General features: G+C 59.6%; 22 protein-coding genes. 1 reads left to right on the top strand and 21 read right to left on the bottom strand.

Annotation, left to right across the window (positions count from 1 at the left end; genetic code table 11):
- Positions 1-69 precede the first annotated feature (69 nt).
- The 21 genes from BM225_RS01060 to BM225_RS00960 all read right to left on the bottom strand — a co-directional run bounded on the left by BM225_RS01060 (position 70) and on the right by BM225_RS00960 (position 14603).
- Positions 70-678 (bottom strand): NADH-quinone oxidoreductase subunit J, encoded by a 609-nt coding sequence (locus BM225_RS01060; protein ID WP_072706102.1) that lies wholly within the window; start codon positions 676-678, stop codon positions 70-72.
- Positions 675-1082, bottom strand: coding sequence for a carboxymuconolactone decarboxylase family protein (locus BM225_RS01055; RefSeq protein WP_072706101.1), 408 nt, complete (start codon positions 1080-1082; stop codon positions 675-677). The genes BM225_RS01060 and BM225_RS01055 overlap by 4 nt, the downstream gene beginning before the upstream one ends.
- On the bottom strand, positions 1079-1573 hold the full coding sequence (nuoI, locus tag BM225_RS01050) for an NADH-quinone oxidoreductase subunit NuoI (protein ID WP_072706100.1): 495 nt from the start codon (positions 1571-1573) through the stop codon (positions 1079-1081). The genes BM225_RS01055 and nuoI overlap by 4 nt, the downstream gene beginning before the upstream one ends.
- Positions 1573-1758, bottom strand: a complete 186-nt coding sequence (locus tag BM225_RS01045) for a hypothetical protein (RefSeq protein WP_072706099.1) — start codon at positions 1756-1758, stop codon at positions 1573-1575. Before BM225_RS01045 ends, nuoI begins: the two co-directional genes overlap by 1 nt.
- A gap of 1 nt (position 1759) precedes the next feature.
- On the bottom strand, positions 1760-2797 hold the full coding sequence (gene nuoH, locus BM225_RS01040) for an NADH-quinone oxidoreductase subunit NuoH (protein WP_072706098.1): 1038 nt from the start codon (positions 2795-2797) through the stop codon (positions 1760-1762).
- Between the two features lie 6 nt (positions 2798-2803).
- Entirely contained in the window at positions 2804-3202 is a 399-nt protein-coding gene (locus BM225_RS01035) for a hypothetical protein (protein ID WP_072706097.1), read from the bottom strand.
- Positions 3202-5202, bottom strand: coding sequence for an NADH-quinone oxidoreductase subunit NuoG (nuoG, locus tag BM225_RS01030; RefSeq protein WP_092463666.1), 2001 nt, complete (start codon positions 5200-5202; stop codon positions 3202-3204). Before nuoG ends, BM225_RS01035 begins: the two co-directional genes overlap by 1 nt.
- Positions 5203-5206: 4 nt before the next feature.
- Positions 5207-5599 (bottom strand): DUF5333 family protein, encoded by a 393-nt coding sequence (locus BM225_RS01025; RefSeq protein ID WP_072706095.1) that lies wholly within the window; start codon positions 5597-5599, stop codon positions 5207-5209.
- A gap of 2 nt (positions 5600-5601) precedes the next feature.
- Complete coding sequence (locus tag BM225_RS01020) at positions 5602-5997, bottom strand: DUF5333 domain-containing protein (RefSeq protein ID WP_143095335.1); 396 nt, start codon at positions 5995-5997, stop codon at positions 5602-5604.
- The gene (locus tag BM225_RS01015; protein WP_072706093.1) at positions 5994-6317 is read right to left on the bottom strand and encodes a hypothetical protein; all 324 of its coding nucleotides are present in this window, start codon (positions 6315-6317) and stop codon (positions 5994-5996) included. Before BM225_RS01015 ends, BM225_RS01020 begins: the two co-directional genes overlap by 4 nt.
- A gap of 5 nt (positions 6318-6322) precedes the next feature.
- A complete protein-coding gene (locus BM225_RS01010) occupies positions 6323-6826 on the bottom strand; it encodes a DUF3291 domain-containing protein (protein ID WP_072706092.1) in 504 nt (167 codons plus the stop codon).
- 6 nt (positions 6827-6832) lie between these two features.
- Positions 6833-8134, bottom strand: coding sequence for an NADH-quinone oxidoreductase subunit NuoF (gene nuoF / locus BM225_RS01005; RefSeq protein ID WP_072706091.1), 1302 nt, complete (start codon positions 8132-8134; stop codon positions 6833-6835).
- Between the two features lie 6 nt (positions 8135-8140).
- Positions 8141-8368: a DUF5337 domain-containing protein gene (locus BM225_RS01000; RefSeq protein WP_072706090.1), complete on the bottom strand. Its 228-nt coding sequence runs from the start codon at positions 8366-8368 to the stop codon at positions 8141-8143.
- A 69-nt stretch (positions 8369-8437) separates the two neighbouring features.
- Positions 8438-8758: a hypothetical protein gene (locus tag BM225_RS00995; RefSeq protein WP_092463664.1), complete on the bottom strand. Its 321-nt coding sequence runs from the start codon at positions 8756-8758 to the stop codon at positions 8438-8440.
- Positions 8759-8785: 27 nt separating this feature from the next.
- Positions 8786-9952 (bottom strand): NADH-quinone oxidoreductase subunit E, encoded by a 1167-nt coding sequence (locus tag BM225_RS00990; RefSeq protein ID WP_072706088.1) that lies wholly within the window; start codon positions 9950-9952, stop codon positions 8786-8788.
- Between the two features lie 96 nt (positions 9953-10048).
- Positions 10049-11269 carry an NADH-quinone oxidoreductase subunit D gene (locus BM225_RS00985; protein WP_177218565.1) on the bottom strand — a complete coding sequence of 407 codons (1221 nt, stop codon included), beginning with the start codon at positions 11267-11269 and terminating at the stop codon, positions 10049-10051.
- Positions 11270-11287: 18 nt separating this feature from the next.
- Positions 11288-11896 (bottom strand): NADH-quinone oxidoreductase subunit C, encoded by a 609-nt coding sequence (locus tag BM225_RS00980; protein WP_072706086.1) that lies wholly within the window; start codon positions 11894-11896, stop codon positions 11288-11290.
- A 6-nt stretch (positions 11897-11902) separates the two neighbouring features.
- Entirely contained in the window at positions 11903-12436 is a 534-nt protein-coding gene (locus BM225_RS00975) for a NuoB/complex I 20 kDa subunit family protein (RefSeq protein ID WP_177218551.1), read from the bottom strand.
- Complete coding sequence (locus BM225_RS00970) at positions 12427-12792, bottom strand: NADH-quinone oxidoreductase subunit A (RefSeq protein WP_072706085.1); 366 nt, start codon at positions 12790-12792, stop codon at positions 12427-12429. The genes BM225_RS00975 and BM225_RS00970 overlap by 10 nt, the downstream gene beginning before the upstream one ends.
- A 175-nt stretch (positions 12793-12967) precedes the next feature.
- The gene (locus tag BM225_RS00965; protein WP_072706084.1) at positions 12968-13750 is read right to left on the bottom strand and encodes a crotonase/enoyl-CoA hydratase family protein; all 783 of its coding nucleotides are present in this window, start codon (positions 13748-13750) and stop codon (positions 12968-12970) included.
- On the bottom strand, positions 13743-14603 hold the full coding sequence (locus BM225_RS00960) for a hydroxymethylglutaryl-CoA lyase (RefSeq protein ID WP_092463661.1): 861 nt from the start codon (positions 14601-14603) through the stop codon (positions 13743-13745). The genes BM225_RS00965 and BM225_RS00960 overlap by 8 nt, the downstream gene beginning before the upstream one ends.
- A 143-nt stretch (positions 14604-14746) precedes the next feature.
- Between BM225_RS00960 and BM225_RS00955 the strand changes: the two genes are divergently transcribed.
- Positions 14747-15697, top strand: a complete 951-nt coding sequence (locus BM225_RS00955; protein ID WP_072706082.1) for an MBL fold metallo-hydrolase — start codon at positions 14747-14749, stop codon at positions 15695-15697.
- The last annotated feature ends 3 nt before the right edge of the window (positions 15698-15700 follow it).

The following is a 15700-nucleotide window of genomic DNA, read 5'->3' as shown; positions in this document are numbered from 1 at the left end:
CGCTGCTACACCAACCACGCCAAACGTGGCCCAAAAGCGCTCGAGCAGCAGCGCAAGCTCGTGCACCTATCAGAGCCCTTGGCCGGGCTTCACGTCCTTCAGTTCCATCGCCTTTGCAGGGTCGCGGTACATCTGGGCCAGAACGTTCTGGCGCTTGACGTCCGGACGGTGGCGCAGGGTCAGCACAATCGCACCGATCATCGCGACCAGCAGGATCAGGCCCGCGAGTTGGAACAGGAGGAAGTATTTGTCGTAGATCAGGCCACCCAGCTGCGCGGTGTTCTGAACATCCGCCGCGACGGGTGCTGCGCGCAGACCTTCGGCCAGTTCGCTGCTGTCCCATGCGCCGAACGCCATGGCAAACTGCATCATCAGGATCACAGCAATCAAAAGCGCGACCGGCAGATACTTGGCCATGCCGGCCTTCAGCTCTGCAAAGTCGACGTCCAGCATCATGACCACAAAGAGGAAGAGCACAGCGACCGCGCCCACATAAACGATGACCAACAGCATCGCCACAAATTCAGCGCCCATCAGTACAAACAGACCCGCCGACGAAATGAACGCCAGAATGAGCCAGAGCACCGAGTGAACGGGGTTGCGTCCAAGCACGGTCATCAGACCGCCGATCACGGTGCTTAGCGCGAAGAGGTAGAAGGAAAGTTCAGCTACGCTCATTTCGGTTCGTCCTTTGTCTCTGCCATGACCTCTTGGGCGATGGACGCCGCTTTGGACATGGCGGGAATACCCGCGAACATCGCCATCTGGCCAATAGCCTCGGCGATCTCCTGTTTGGTTGCGCCTGCCTCGAGCGCGTGGCGCACGGTCAGACGAATTTGGGGTTCGGCCACTGCGCCCTGACAGGTCAGACCTGCCAGCGTCAAAAGCAGCCGCGTCTTGCTGTCCAGACCTTCGGGATTCATGGTCTTGCCAAAAGCAAGTTCCATCATATCCCGCGGGACCGTCGGCCACATTGCCTCGAAGTCTTTGGGCGAGAAGTTCTCAAGCGCGGGGTTGATGGCCTTCGCCATTTCCAGCGATTGAGCCATCATCTGCTCGAAGATGTTCTTGGCGTCGGTCATCGGTAAGGTGCATCCAGCTCGAGGTTACGGGCGATCTCTGCTTCCCAGCGTGCACCGTTCTCAAGGAGCTTTTCCTTGTTGTAGAACAATTCCTCGCGGGTTTCGGTCGCAAATTCGAAGTTCGGGCCCTCGACAATCGCGTCTACGGGGCAAGCTTCCTGGCAGAAACCGCAGTAGATGCACTTGGTCATGTCGATGTCGTAGCGCGTGGTGCGGCGGCTGCCGTCATCGCGGGGCTCGGCGTCGATGGTAATGGCCTGCGCGGGGCAAATCGCTTCGCAGAGTTTGCAGGCGATGCAGCGCTCTTCGCCGTTGGGATAGCGGCGCAGGGCGTGTTCGCCACGGAAACGAGGCGACAGCGGGCCTTTCTCGTGGGGGTAGTTCACGGTCGGCTTGGGTGCGAAGAAATACTTCATGCCAAGCTTGAAGCCTTTGAAGAAGTCCGCGAGCAGGAAGTACTTGGCCGCGCGGGTATAGTCGATGTCAGCCATTAGCTCTCTCCGTGGGTTCCGGTCATCGCTGCCCACCGAAAGATGGCAGCGGCGAGTTCCGATTGCTGGGGCAGCGGATGTCCATCCGCGTCCTCAGCCGGCAGGTTGCAGTCCGTGACGATGAAATCGGCGAGCGAGATCATGTCCTTGTATTTCGCCTCCAGAATGGAGTCGCGCAGGTCCATATCAGCCCCCTACTGTCCAGCGGGCATACGCACCCCAGAACAGTTCGAACTTGGCAAAGAAGGAGACGATCACGACCCAACCCAGCGACAGCGGCAGGAAGATTTTCCAGCCCAGACGCATCAGCTGGTCGTAGCGGTAACGCGGGGTGATCGCTTTGACCATTGCGAACAGGAAGAAGAAGAACGCCATCTTCGCAACCATCCACAGAACGCCATCGGGCAGACCGGGGATCGGCGACAGCCAGCCACCAAAGAACAGCAGCGAGGTCAGCGCGCACATCAGGAAGATCGCGATGTATTCACCGGCCATGAACAGCAAGAACGGGGTCGAGCTGTATTCCACCTGATAGCCGGCGACCAGTTCGGATTCAGCTTCGGGAAGGTCGAACGGAGGACGGTTGGTTTCCGCCAGCGCCGAGATGAAGAAAAGGAAGACCATCGGCAGGTGCGGCAGCCAGTACCAGCTGAAGAAACCAAAGCGGCCATCCTGAGCAGCAACGATGTCGCCGAAGTTCATCGAACCAGTCGAGATGATCACACCGATGATGATCAGACCGATGGAGACCTCATAAGAAATCATCTGAGCCGCCGAGCGCAGCGAGCCAAGGAACGGGTACTTTGAGTTCGACGCCCAACCGCCCATAATCACGCCATAAACCTCGAGCGAGCTAACGGCGAAGACGTAAAGGATCGCAACGTTGATGTCAGAGACGACCCAGCCATCTGCGAACGGGATCACCGCCCAAGCAATCACCGCCAGAACAAAGCTGGTCAGCGGGGCCATCATAAAGACAACCTTGTCCGAGCCCGCCGGAATGACGATCTCTTTGGTGACGTATTTCAGCGCGTCAGCCACCGACTGCAGCAAGCCGAAGACGCCCACCACGTTGGGGCCACGACGCATCTGGACCGCAGCCCAGATTTTACGGTCGCCGTAAACGAGAAAGAGCAGCGAAACCATCACGAACCCCAGCACGGCAAGGCACTGAGCTAGGATGATGACGAAGACGCCCAAAGGGGTGGTGAAAAAGTCAGCCATAGGTCCTCACACCGTCGGTATTCCGTTTTCTGCGCAGTTCTGCACGGTGACTTCGGCGTCAATCGTGCTAAGGCCGCGCGGCAGCGCCGGCGAGATGGTGTAAACCGCATCTGCTCGCCAAAGGCTACCCTGATTATCTACATTCGTCCGCACATGGCGGGCAAAACCGTATCCGCGGATCAGCGCATATTGCGCGGCCGCACACTCTGCATAGGCTTCCACATCGCTTGCGCCCCGCGCACCCTTCATTTCGACCAGGAAATTCACCAGGTCACCCTCGAGCAGCGCAGTGCGAACACCGCTATACTCGGGGGAAAAGGGCACAGGTGCAGCCGCATCGGTCGAGGCACAGGCCGCAACCGACAAGGCCATCAGGCCGCAGGATATGGCAACCGCGCCGCGCATTACTCAGCGGCGATCTTCTGGTCGCGGCGCGCTTTGGCATTGGCCGACAGTTCGGCCATCAATGCGCTCGCGCGGGCAATCGGGTTGGTCAGGTAGTGATCTTTGACCGCATAGACGAAGGTCGCCTCGCCCTTGCCCAGAGGTTTGTCCTCGAGGCTGGGGGCTTCGTTCTCGATCACCTGATCCACCATCGCGAGGTGTGCAACATCACCGACCAGCGCCTGACGCAGCTGGATCAGAGTGTCCCACGGCTGGGTAGCGTCCAGATGCGTGGACAGCGCACGCAGGATGGCCCAGTTTTCTTTGGCTTCACCCGGAGGGAAGGCTGCGCGCAGCGCCAGCTGCGGACGGCCTTCGGTGTTCACGAACAGGCCCTGCTCTTCGACATAGGCTGCGCCGGGCAGAATAATGTCCGCGCGGTGTGCACCGCGGTCGCCGTGGCTGCCCTGATAGATCACAGTTGCGCCAGCGTCGATTTCGACTTCGTCTGCGCCAAGGTTGTAGATCACATCTGCGCCGTCCAGAGCCGCCTTTAGGCCGCCCTCGGTCACAGCGTTCACGTCCATCGCGCCAACGCGCGATGCTGCGGTGTGCAGAACCAGAACCTTCGCGCCCGAAGCAGCGGCCATCTTGAAGACAGACGCCAGAACAGCTTCGCCGTCCAGCTCGTTCAGAGCGCCCTGCCCCACGATGATCACGCCACCGTTGACAGACGCATCGGCCAGAGCCGCGCGGTCGGTGCCGACGTGGGTGTAGTCATAGGTCAGGTCGACACCTTCGCCGATCATCGACACGTTCGCGCCGCGCAGCCAAGCCTTGCGGATGCGTGCATTCAGAACTGGTGCTTCAGCGCGGGGGTTGGTGCCAACCAGCAGGATTTCTGCCGCGTCGTCCAGATCCTCGATTGCTGCAGTGCCAGCGTAGGCGCCGCGAACGCCCGCAGGCAATTTCGCGCCATCGGTGCGGCATTCGACGTTGCCACCCAAACCTTCGACCAGTTGCTTCAGAGCGTAGGCAGCCTCAACAGGGACCAGATCACCGATCAGACCAGCGACCTTCTTGCCTTTCATTGCCGCAGCGGCAGCGCTAAGCGCTTCTTCCCACGATGCGGGGCGCAGCTTGCCGTTCTCACGGACATAGGGGCGATCCAGACGCTGACGACGCAGGCCGTCCCAGACGAAACGCGATTTGTCCGACAGCCACTCTTCGTTCACACCATCGTTGTTGCGCGGGATAATGCGCATAACTTCGCGACCTTTGGTGTCCACGCGGATGTTTGACCCCAGAGCGTCCATCACGTCGATGGTTTCAGTCTTGGTCAGTTCCCAAGGACGCGCGGTAAAGGCGTAGGGCTTCGAAGTCAGCGCACCAACGGGGCACAAGTCGATGATGTTGCCCTGCAGCTCGCTGTCCAGAGTCTGGTTCAGGTAGCTGGTGATTTCCGCATCCTCGCCGCGGCCGGTCTGGCCCATCTGGGTGATACCAGCGACTTCGGTGGTGAAGCGCACGCAGCGGGTGCAGCTGATGCAGCGGGTCATCGCGGTGCCGACAAGCGGCCCAAGGTTCAGGTTGTCCACGGCGCGCTTGGGCTCGCGGTAGCGCGAGAAGTCCACACCATACGCCATCGCCTGATCTTGCAGGTCGCACTCGCCGCCCTGATCGCAGATCGGGCAATCCAGCGGGTGGTTGATCAGCAGGAATTCCATCACGCCTTCGCGGGCCTTTTTGACCATGGGCGAGTTGGTTTTCACGACGGGCGGTTGGCCTTCGGGGCCAGGGCGCAGGTCACGGACCTGCATTGCGCAGCTGGCTGCGGGCTTCGGCGGACCGCCGACAACCTCGACAAGGCACATGCGGCAGTTGCCCGCGATGGTCAGGCGCTCGTGATAGCAGAAGCGCGGAATTTCGACCCCAGCCTCTTCACAGGCCTGAATCAAGGTCATGGCGGGATCGACCTCGATCTCTTTGTCGTCAATGATGATCTTGCGAAGTTCCGTCATCTTCTCACCTGCTTTCCAGAACAGCGCCCACGGGGCTGCCCTTCGTCATCTCTTCGGTCCCGAACGCGCAAAGGTCCTTGGCCTTTTGCGGGTCGAAGCCACGTTCCTTGATCTGGGCCACAGCGGCCTCTTCGATCTCTTCGTTGAAGGCAGCGTCCTGCAAAGGCGCTGCTTCTTCGACGGTGTAATTTTCCGCTTCGATATGCGCGGTCACATCCAGCTGCAAGGCCAGAAGCCCCTCTGTCGAAACAGAAATCTTTTTACAGCCCTGCGCGACCTTTGCCGCCAGAACCGAAGTCGTTACGAACCCGCGCACAGTCTCGTCCGCAGTGATATCCCGCGCCTGTGCGGCCAAGGGCATCAGAACAGCGGCGGAGAGCAGGATCAGCTTGCGCATTCTCAATTCTCCCTCAGAAGTTGGCCAATGGGCGAGTTTGCGGCGATCTCGGCACGGCCAAGGGCACACAGGGTCTTGGCGTCCTTGGGCTGCGCGTTGTGGGCGCGAATGTAGTCCGCCGCCAAACCAGCCACACGCTTCTTCTCGGACTTATCGGTGACGAAATCTTCGATCTCGTCTTCCGAGTACCCCATCTCTTTGGCCTGATCTTCGAGCTGACCGATATAGCGCCACGCCACAACGAGACGGGCCGAGATATTGTCACAGTTCACACGGATATGGTCCGCGATCGCAACAGCGGTCAGCCCATCATTGATTGGCTTCACATCGCTGAGCGGAACTTTGGCCTGAGCCGTCCCCGCCGCGAAAAGCGTTGCTATGAGGATAGCTGCTCTCACGCCGCGCACTCCCCGGAGAAGGTCACGACTTCACCATCGATCGGTAGTTGGTCATCGGCTGTGTCGGGCCCAACGGTCCAGTTGATGTCAGACGTACCGAAATAGTGGATGCAGTGACGGGTTGCTTCGAATTCCGCCGCAGCCTTTGCGCCTTCCAGGCCGTCAGATACACGCTTGGTGGGGATGACCATCACAGCACGGTCTGAACGAGCTGACTTGACCTTCGCGCGGTGGTTCGAGCCCGCATATTCATAAGGATCCTTGCCGCAAGCCGACAGAGCCAGCGCCGAGATCAGAAGAGTTGCTGTCAGACCACGCATACCAATCACTCCGCAGCAATGGCGCCGCAGCGCCCTGCCTTGTATAGTTTCGCCTGCTCGAGCCATGCCCAATCAAACGCAAAATCGCTGGCACCGTTCTCGCGCAGATGCGCCAACTTCTCGAGACCTTCTTCGAGCGAGGGCCGATGCCCCTCGGGCACCCACCACATCACGAAATGCATCTCGCCAAGCACTTCGAACCATTCGGTTCTACGCTCGTAGAACTGGCGATGAACGGTGTTCCAGACAAAGCTTTCCAGCGCCTCGACATTTTCCCAAACTGTCAGGTTACTGACGTACTTCGGATCACCGCCGATCTTGGCTTCGGTATTGCCGGTGCCGGGCTCGCCCGACCCTTCCATCATCCAGACAAAGCCGGGCATCCGCTTGCCAAGGCCATTGATGCGGTCAATCGCACCCATGAACTCGGCCACGCGCGGATCGTCAGTCGGCGCAACAAGGCGCCCGACGTTCAGCTCTGCCAGATGGTGGTTGAGGGGCTGCTGCACTGGGTCTTACTCCGCCGCAACCGCTGCGCTGATTTTCCCAGCCTTCTGAGCCTTGATGCGATCCTCGATTTCCTCGCGGAAGTTGCGGATCAGACCTTGGATCGGCCATGCAGCCGCGTCACCCAGAGCACAGATGGTGTGGCCTTCGACCTGCTTGGTCACTTGGAACAGCATGTCGATTTCTTCCAGCTCGGCTTCGCCGCGAACCAGACGGTCCATGACGCGCATCATCCAGCCGGTGCCTTCACGGCAAGGGGTACACTGGCCACAGCTCTCGTGCTTGTAGAACTTCGACAGGCGCCAGATCGCTTTGACGATGTCAGTCTGCTTGTCCATGACGATCACCGCTGCGGTGCCAAGGCCCGAGCCCAGTTCGCCGCGCAGGTAGTCAAAGTCCATGACCGCATCGCGCATCTTTTCGCCGCGGACACAGGGCACGGACGAACCGCCGGGGATAACCGCCAGCAGGTTGTCCCAGCCGCCACGGATGCCGCCGCAATGCTTTTCGATCAGTTCTTCGAACGAGATCGACATCGCTTCTTCGACGACGCAGGGGTTGTTCACATGGCCCGAGATCGCGAACAGCTTGGTGCCCGCGTTGTTGGGACGGCCAAAGCCCGCGAACCACTCGGGGCCGCGACGCAGAATGGTCGGCACAACTGCGATCGACTCAACGTTGTTCACGGTGGTCGGGCACCCATAGAGACCAGCCATCGCGGGGAATGGCGGCTTCATCCGGGGCATGCCCTTTTTGCCTTCGAGGCTTTCGATCAGAGCGGTCTCTTCGCCGCAGATGTATGCGCCCGCGCCGTGGTGCAGGTAGAGGTCAAAGTCAAAGCCCGACTTTGCTGCATTCTTACCCAGCAGGCCAGCGTCGTAGCATTCGTCAATCGCGGCCTGCAGCGCCTCGCGCTCGCGGATGTATTCGCCGCGGATGTAGATGTAGCAGGTGTTTGCGTTCATCGCGAACGACGCAATCAGCGCACCCTCGATCAGGGTGTGCGGATCGTGACGCATGATCTCGCGGTCTTTACAGGTGCCGGGCTCGGATTCGTCCGCGTTGATAACCAGATAGGCAGGGCGGCCGTCGCTCTGCTTGGGCATGAACGACCACTTCAAACCGGTGGGGAAGCCCGCACCGCCGCGACCGCGCAGGCCGGATGCCTTCATGCGCTCGATAATCTCGTCGCGACCCAGCGCGATCAGATCAGCAGTTTTGTCCCAATGGCCGCGCTTCATTGCGCCCTTCAGGCTACGGTCTTGCATCCCGTAGATGTTGGTAAAGATGCGGTCCTGATCCTTCAGCATGAGAGATCACCTTTCATTGTCGTGACGGTTGGTACGCCAGATCCGGAATGCCACGACGATGGCCCAGACAAAGGCCGCCAACGCAGCGAAATCAAACAAGAAGACGTATCGCACCGGCAATCCCAAACGGGGACCAAGCCACTGCGCCGCCATCCAAACCAGCATGGTGCCGGCAACAACCAAGGCCAGGGTCCGGCCCTGACGGGCGGTATGTTGGTCTTGATGGCTGCTCATGCGCCCATCTACTCCTTGCTCGGGGGCCCTACCCCCACATCTGTGCCGCAGAATGCCCTGCGACGCGACTTACCCCTCTGCGCCGGTCCCCTGTTCCGCGCCCTCGCGAAACGTGGAGCCAACCGGCGAGACGGGTGACATTTCAGCTCCCAGTACTGTCGACTGGGAAACATGGGACAACTCAGCAACGCCGACGCCCAATTCCTCGGGGCAGAGCATCCACATCAGGTAGAGCCCCGCGCTCAGGAACATGATGCCAGACCATGCAAGCGACACGATGACCGAGAATTCAGCCATCCCCAAGGACATACCGAACACAATCACAGCCAACACACCCGCAATGCCCCAGCATGCGGCGGTATGGTCCATCTTGTAGGTTTCGGTGGTCATTGCGAAGGCTGTGTCCCGGTCAGTCGATTAGTTGTCGTAAATGCCGTCTTTCTTGGCACGTGCAGCGAACTCGGTTTCCTCGCCTGAGGCGAGTTGCTTGGCCTGAGAGACCCACTCGTCACGGCTCGCGCGGCCTTTGAACCCTTCGAGGTTCTGATCGACCCATGCCAGTTCCTTGTCGGTCCAGGCAGCGATCTGGTCAAAGTGGTAGAAGCCCATGCCATTCAGCATTTCTTCGAGCTTGGGACCAACGCCCTTGATCAGTTTCAGATCGTCGGCTTGACCATCACGTGCAGCGTCCAAAGTCGCGGGCTTGTCTGCCTCGGTTGCGACAGGCTCGTCTTTGTTTTCTGTGGCGACCGGCTTAGTGGTGTCGGTCTCGGGCTTGGCCGCGCTATCATCTGCGACCGGCTTCGTCGCGGGGGCGTCGGCTGCTGCTTCGCGCTGGGTCTGCGGTCCACCTGCCTGACGCGAGCCGTGATCGGCCGCCTTGTCGAGCCAAGGCGCCGAGAACGGAACTTCGGTCCCGTCGATACGCTTCAGGGTGTCGCCGATGTCGTGCGCCAGCTGAACCGAGCCGTTGTACTCGTGCTCGCGGTCACCTTCGGTCAGCGCGGTCAGACCGCCCTTGGGTTCCGACGTATAGCGGCCATTCGCGGGACCGGGCAGCGGAACCTCGCCTTTGGCCATGTCGTCGATCATCTTTTCCAAACCCTCAGGGGTCAGGTCTTCGTAGTAGTCTTTGCCGATCTGAGCCATGGGCGCGTTGGTGCAAGCACCGAGGCACTCGACCTCTTCCCAGCTGAACTTGCCGTCCTCGGACACCTGATGCGCCTTGGCTGCGATCTTCTTCTTGCAGACCGACACCAGATCTTCTGCGCCCATGATCATGCAGCTTGTGGTGCCGCAAATCTGGAAGTGTGCAACGGAACCAACGGGTTGCAGCTGGAACATGAAGTAAAATGTCGCGACTTCGAGTGCACGGATGTACGCCATGCCCAGCATCTCTGCCACGTGTTCAATCGCAGGGCGGCTCAGCCAGCCTTCCTGTTCCTGAGCACGCCACAGCAGCGGAATAATGGCACTGGCGGCACGGCCGTCGGGATACTTCTGGATCTGCGCTTCGGCCCACTTCTGGTTGTCAGGCGTGAACGCAAAGCTCTCGGGTTGTTCAGGATGCAGACGGCGAAGCATATCTTTACGGTCCTTACGGGTCTTGCGGCGCGCCAGCGCTGGGGCCGCGATGTAGCAGTATGTCGCCCGCCCCGTCGGGGCAGGCGCGAAATTAGGTCAGCGGTCGATTTCGCCGAACACGACATCCATGGTTCCGATGATCGCCGCCACGTCAGCCAGCTGGTGGCCGCGGGTCAGGTGATCCATCGCCTGCAGGTGCAGGTACCCTGGCGCGCGCAGCTTGGCGCGGTAGGGTTTGTTGGAACCGTCGGACTTGATGTAGACGCCAAACTCGCCTTTGGGCGCTTCGACAGCCGCATAAACCTCACCTTCGGGCACGTGGAAGCCTTCGGTGTAGAGTTTGAAGTGGTGGATCAGAGCCTCCATCGAGGTCTTCATCTCGCCACGCTTCGGCGGAGTCATCTTGCCACGTGCCAGCACGTCGCCCTGGTTTTCCGGCATCCGCAATTTTTCAACAGCTTGCAGGATGATGCGGATCGACTGACGCATCTCTTCCATACGGACGAGGTAGCGGTCGTAGCAGTCACCGTTCTTGCCGACAGGGATCTGGAAGTCGAACTCGTCGTAGCACTCGTAGGGCTGCGCGCGGCGCAAGTCCCAAGCAAGGCCCGAACCGCGCACCATCACGCCCGAGAAACCCCATTCTTGGATGTCTTCTTCGGTCACAACGCCGATGTCGGCGTTACGCTGTTTGAAGATACGGTTCTCGGTCAGCAGGCCGTCGAGATCCTCCATAAACTGGGGGAATTCGTTCTTGGCCCAATCCTCGATGTCGTCGATCAGCGCAGGAGGCAGATCCTGGTGGACACCACCGGGGCGGAAATACGCTGCGTGCAAGCGTGCACCACAGGCGCGCTCGTAGAAGATCATCAGCTTTTCACGCTCTTCAAAGCCCCACAGCGGCGGGGTCAGCGCGCCAACGTCCATCGCCTGCGTGGTGACGTTCAAGAGGTGATTCAGAATGCGGCCAATTTCCGAGAACAGAACGCGGATTAGGCTCGCTCGGCGAGGCACCACAGTGCCGGTCAGCTTTTCGATCGCCAGACACCATGCGTGTTCCTGGTTCATGGGCGCCACGTAGTCGAGGCGGTCCAGATACGGCAGGTTCTGCAGGTACGTGCGGCTTTCCATCAGTTTTTCGGTGCCACGGTGCAGCAGGCCGATGTGCGGGTCCACACGCTCCACAATCTCGCCGTCCAGTTCCAGAACCAGACGCAGAACGCCGTGCGCCGCAGGGTGCTGCGGGCCGAAGTTCAGGTTGAAGTTGCGGATCTTCTGTTCGCCGGTCAGGGCGTCGTCGAATTTTGCGCCATCCATCATGTCACAAGCCTTCCCTTAACCGTTCGCCTTGGACTTCTCGTCACCGGGCAGGATGTACTCGGCACCCTCCCAAGGCGACATGAAGTCGAACTGGCGGTATTCCTGAACAAGTTTCACCGGTTCATAGACGACGCGCTTCTGCTCTTCGTCGTAGCGGACTTCGGTGTAACCGGTGGTCGGGAAGTCCTTGCGCAGGGGGTGGCCACGGAAACCGTAGTCCGTCAGCAGGCGGCGCAGGTCGGGGTGACCCGAGAACAGGATCCCGAACATGTCGAACACTTCACGCTCGAACCAGTTCGCGCTGGGGTGCACTGGGGTGATCGAGGGCACAACGTCCTCTTCACGGGTCGCAACGCGCACACGAATACGGTGGTTCTGGTACATCGACAGGAAGTGGTAGACCACGTCGAAACGCTTGGCGCGCTCGGGGTAGTCCACAGCCGTGATGTCGACCAGCGAGTTGAATTTGCAGGTCGCGTCGGTCTTCAGCCAATCGACGAAAGCGACGATGTTCGACAGCGCCACATCAACGTTCAGCTCGCCGTAAGCGACATCCCAACCGATAACACAGTCAGGACGCTGCATTTCGATGTGCGCACCAAGTTCTTTCAAAGCGTCGGACATGGGGCCTTACCTTTCGATCGTACCGGTGCGGCGGATTTTACGCTGCAGCTGCAGGATGCCGTACACCAGCGCTTCTGCAGTCGGGGGGCACCCGGGAACATAGACGTCCACAGGAACGACACGGTCACAGCCACGCACAACCGAATAGCTGTAGTGATAGTAGCCGCCACCGTTCGCGCAGGAGCCCATCGAGATCACGTAACGCGGCTCGGGCATCTGGTCATAAACCTTGCGAAGCGCGGGCGCCATCTTGTTTGTCAGGGTGCCGGCCACGATCATCAGGTCCGACTGACGCGGGGATGCGCGCGGGGCGGTACCAAAGCGTTCCAGATCGTAACGGGGCATCGAGGTGTGCATCATCTCGACCGCGCAGCACGCCAGACCAAAGGTCATCCAGTGCAGCGAACCGGTACGTGCCCAGTTGATGATATCCTCGGTCGAGGTCAGCAGGAAACCTTTGTCCTGCAGCTCTTTGTTCAACTGCTGGGTTGCGACCTCACGGTCGAAACCTGCGGTGTTGGCTCCGGTCATCACTCCCATTCGAGTGCTCCCTTCTTCCATTCATAGGCAAAGCCGACGGTCAGCACGCCAAGGAACAACATCATGGACCAGAAGCCGACCATGCTGATGTCCTTGAACGCAACGGCCCAAGGGAACAGGAAGGCGATTTCGAGGTCGAAAATGATGAACAGGATCGACACGAGGTAGAACCGGACGTCGAACTTCATGCGCGCATCGTCAAAGGCGTTAAAGCCACACTCATATGCGCTGACCTTTTCGGGGTCGGGGTTGCGGACGGCGATAATGGCTGCTGCTAGGATCAGCACGATCCCGAGGCCGATTGCGACCGCCAGAAAGATGATAATGGGGAGGTATTCCCGTAGCATCTCTTCCACGCGTGGCTCCTTTCCTGCGATAGACGCATTCACTGGCTGCTATGCTTGGCCTGCTTCTTACGCCTGACCCCTCAAAGGGTCAACACAGACAGGCACTTATTCACAAAGTGGAATGTTGAAAAAATCCTTTGTGTACATAAGTACACCGGTTTTTTTCTGCACGCTACGGATGTGGTCACTTTGTCCATGCTGCAGGGCGGCGTTCAAAGAAGGATGCGATTCCCTCGGACGACTCGTCACCTGCCCAGATTTCGGCCAAAGCTGTAACAGAAACATCGATTTGCGCGGCGTCAGCCCCCCCGCCCAACTCACGCACCAGCGCCTTCGCACGTGCAACAGCGCCGGGGGCTGTCTTCAGGTAGGGAGCGACCTCGGCCTCGACTGCTTCGTCCAGATTTTCAGGGGAAACCACACGCGACAGGAGTCCCAGCCTCTCTGCCTCGGGTGCGTCGAAAACACGCCCCTGGAAAAAAACTTGCCGCGCGCGTGCCGCTCCCATGCGAGCGATAACATACGGTCCGATGGTCGCGGGGATCAAACCGAGCTTGACTTCCGTAAGTCCCATTTGAATGTGGTCCGCCCCGATGGCGCAGTCGCAGACCGATGCAAGGCCCACGCCGCCCCCCAGCGCATTGCCTTGAAGTCGGCCGATCAGGGGCTTTGGCAGACGATCCAGCGCCAGTAACATCTCTGCTAGTCTACGGGCTTCGCTCATTCGAGTGGCAGAGTCTGCTTCGAATTGGTCCCGCATCCACGCCAGATCCCCGCCAGCGCAAAAGGTTTTTCCTTCGGCTGCCAGAATCACCACACGGACGGAATCATCAGAGCCAAGCGTTTCGGCCGCATGACGCAATTCATCCATCATGAGTGCTGACATGGCATTATGCTTTTCAGTGCGGGTTAGCCAAAGGGTTGCGACACCGCGGTCGTCTTGGTCAATGCGGATGGTATCAGGCATCGCTCGCCCCTCTGATCTGGCGAGCAAATGCCGCCGCTTCTTCAAGAATGTCAGGGTCGAGGCCAGTGCTCAGCCCCAACTCTGTCAGGCGCCGATGGACGGCCTCTGTTGCGACGTTGCCCGCTGCGCCGGGCGCATAAGGGCATCCCCCCAATCCACCGACGGCGGCGTCGAATACGCGCAGACCTTTGTCCAAGGAGACCTCGATGTTCCTCAGCGCCCTACCCGCGGTGTCATGATAATGGCCCGCCAGTTTGCCGGCGGGTATCACGGCCAAGACTGCGTCCAACATGGCTGCCAATCTCTCTGGCTGCGCTTGACCAATCGTGTCGCCCAAGGACACCTCGTAACAGCCAAAGGTCAGAAGCCGCTCGACCACCCGCGCTGCAGCGGCAGGGTCAATTTGTCCGTCATAAGGGCAGTCAGTCACGCAGCTGACATAGCCTCGTACCGGCAGACCGGCCTCCCGCGCGGCTTCCGCAACGGGGGCAAAACGGTCAAAGCTTTCGTCGATGGTGCAATTCAGGTTGGCCTTGGAAAACCCCTCGGATGCCGAGGCGAAAATCGCGATCTCATCTGCTTTGGCTGCGATCGCACCTTCTAATCCCCGCATGTTCGGGGTCAATGCGGCATAGGAAATCCCCTGCCCTCGCCTGATCGCCCCCAACACTTCGGCGCTATCTGCCATCTGCGGAACCCATTTGGGGCTCACAAAGCTGGCGACCTCAATCCGCCGGAAGCCTGCTGTGCTTAGCAGATCGACCAATGCCACTTTGTCAGCGGTTGGGATCAACTGCTTTTCGTTTTGCAGACCGTCCCTTGGACCGACCTCAAAAATCTCTACCTGTTCCATACTGCCCCTCCCCGAGCGGTCCGGATCAACTTAATTGAACAGATGTTCACTTAACTCGGCAACCCCTTTCTGACAGTCACAGAACATTCTCGGCTTTACCGATATACATTCATATGTATTTATCTGTTTCGGGAGGATTTCACATGACCAGATTTTTCATCGCCGCGCTTCTAAGTGCGAGCGCCACCTTTGCCACCGCAAGCGAAGACATTCCGGACCAGTATCCGCAATCCGAACTTTACGCCAAGCCGGTCGAAGTCATCCCACATGTCTTTTCCGCCATCGGCGCGACCGCTCCGCCGACCTACGAAAACTCCGGCCACAATAATAATCTGTCTTTCATTGTGACAGACGAAGGCGTGGTGGTGATCAATGGTGGCGCGTCCTATCGACTGGCGGCAGCCCTGCACGAAGAAATCAGGGCCGTTACGGACCAACCCGTTGTTCTGGTGATCAACGAGAATGGCCAAGGGCACGCGATGCTCGGCAATTCCTATTGGGCGGAGCGAGGCGTCGAGATTTTGGCCCACGTGGACGCGACTGCAGCGTTTGAGGAGGAGGCCGATTTCATTCTTCAGGGAATGCAGCGGTACAATCGGGACAAGGCCGAAGGCACCACCATCGCCCTGCCCACGCGCAGCTTTACGGAAAGTGAAACTGTGTCCTTGGGCGGCGTCGACATTCAGGTTCTGCATCTGGGCCCTGCGCACGATCCGGGTGACACGCAAGTCTGGATTCCGCAGTGGGGCATAATGATCGCGGGCGACATCGCGTTCCATGAGCGCATGCTACCGATTTTCCAAGGCACCTGCACCAAATGCTGGATCGAAACGTGGGACGAAAAGCTAGAGCCACTGGCGCCGACCTACGTGATCCCCGGTCATGGACACCCGACCAACTTTGAGCAAGTGCGCCGCTACACCCGTGATTATCTGCTCGACCTGCGGGACAAGATCGGTGCGCATATAGATGAGGGCGGCGATTTGGCGGGCGCCTACTATGTGGATCAAGAGCGGTGGAAGCACCTCGACACGTTCGAAGAGCTCGCCACCAAGAACGCGGGCCGCGTCTATGAGGAGATGGAGTGGGAATAACCC

The organism is Donghicola eburneus, assembly GCF_900115865.1.
Taxonomy (GTDB): Bacteria; Pseudomonadota; Alphaproteobacteria; order Rhodobacterales; family Rhodobacteraceae; genus Donghicola; species Donghicola eburneus.
This window is presented reverse-complemented; position numbering and strand designations above follow the sequence as displayed.

Bases quoted from the DNA above. Each gene is read 5' to 3' on its own strand.
- BM225_RS01025 (WP_072706095.1), bottom strand. From the start codon at position 5,599: ATGCGCAAGCTGATCCTGCTCTCCGCCGCTGTTCTGATGCCCTTGGCC.
- BM225_RS00995 (WP_092463664.1), bottom strand. From the start codon at position 8,758: ATGACCACCGAAACCTACAAGATGGACCATACCGCCGCATGCTGGGGC.
- BM225_RS01045 (WP_072706099.1), bottom strand. From the start codon at position 1,758: ATGGACCTGCGCGACTCCATTCTGGAGGCGAAATACAAGGACATGATC.
- BM225_RS01035 (WP_072706097.1), bottom strand. From the start codon at position 3,202: ATGCGCGGCGCGGTTGCCATATCCTGCGGCCTGATGGCCTTGTCGGTT.
- nuoF (WP_072706091.1), bottom strand. From the start codon at position 8,134: ATGCTGAAGGATCAGGACCGCATCTTTACCAACATCTACGGGATGCAA.
- nuoI (WP_072706100.1), bottom strand. From the start codon at position 1,573: ATGGCTGACATCGACTATACCCGCGCGGCCAAGTACTTCCTGCTCGCG.
- BM225_RS00985 (WP_177218565.1), bottom strand. From the start codon at position 11,269: ATGGATGGCGCAAAATTCGACGACGCCCTGACCGGCGAACAGAAGATC.
- BM225_RS01055 (WP_072706101.1), bottom strand. From the start codon at position 1,082: ATGACCGACGCCAAGAACATCTTCGAGCAGATGATGGCTCAATCGCTG.
- BM225_RS00965 (WP_072706084.1), bottom strand. From the start codon at position 13,750: ATGCCTGATACCATCCGCATTGACCAAGACGACCGCGGTGTCGCAACC.
- nuoH (WP_072706098.1), bottom strand. From the start codon at position 2,797: ATGGCTGACTTTTTCACCACCCCTTTGGGCGTCTTCGTCATCATCCTA.
- BM225_RS00990 (WP_072706088.1), bottom strand. From the start codon at position 9,952: ATGCTTCGCCGTCTGCATCCTGAACAACCCGAGAGCTTTGCGTTCACG.
- BM225_RS00960 (WP_092463661.1), bottom strand. From the start codon at position 14,603: ATGGAACAGGTAGAGATTTTTGAGGTCGGTCCAAGGGACGGTCTGCAA.
- BM225_RS00975 (WP_177218551.1), bottom strand. From the start codon at position 12,436: ATGGGAGTGATGACCGGAGCCAACACCGCAGGTTTCGACCGTGAGGTC.
- BM225_RS01060 (WP_072706102.1), bottom strand. From the start codon at position 678: ATGAGCGTAGCTGAACTTTCCTTCTACCTCTTCGCGCTAAGCACCGTG.
- BM225_RS01000 (WP_072706090.1), bottom strand. From the start codon at position 8,368: ATGAGCAGCCATCAAGACCAACATACCGCCCGTCAGGGCCGGACCCTG.
- nuoG (WP_092463666.1), bottom strand. From the start codon at position 5,202: ATGACGGAACTTCGCAAGATCATCATTGACGACAAAGAGATCGAGGTC.
- BM225_RS00980 (WP_072706086.1), bottom strand. From the start codon at position 11,896: ATGTCCGACGCTTTGAAAGAACTTGGTGCGCACATCGAAATGCAGCGT.
- BM225_RS01015 (WP_072706093.1), bottom strand. From the start codon at position 6,317: ATGCGTGGTCTGACAGCAACTCTTCTGATCTCGGCGCTGGCTCTGTCG.
- BM225_RS00955 (WP_072706082.1), top strand. From the start codon at position 14,747: ATGACCAGATTTTTCATCGCCGCGCTTCTAAGTGCGAGCGCCACCTTT.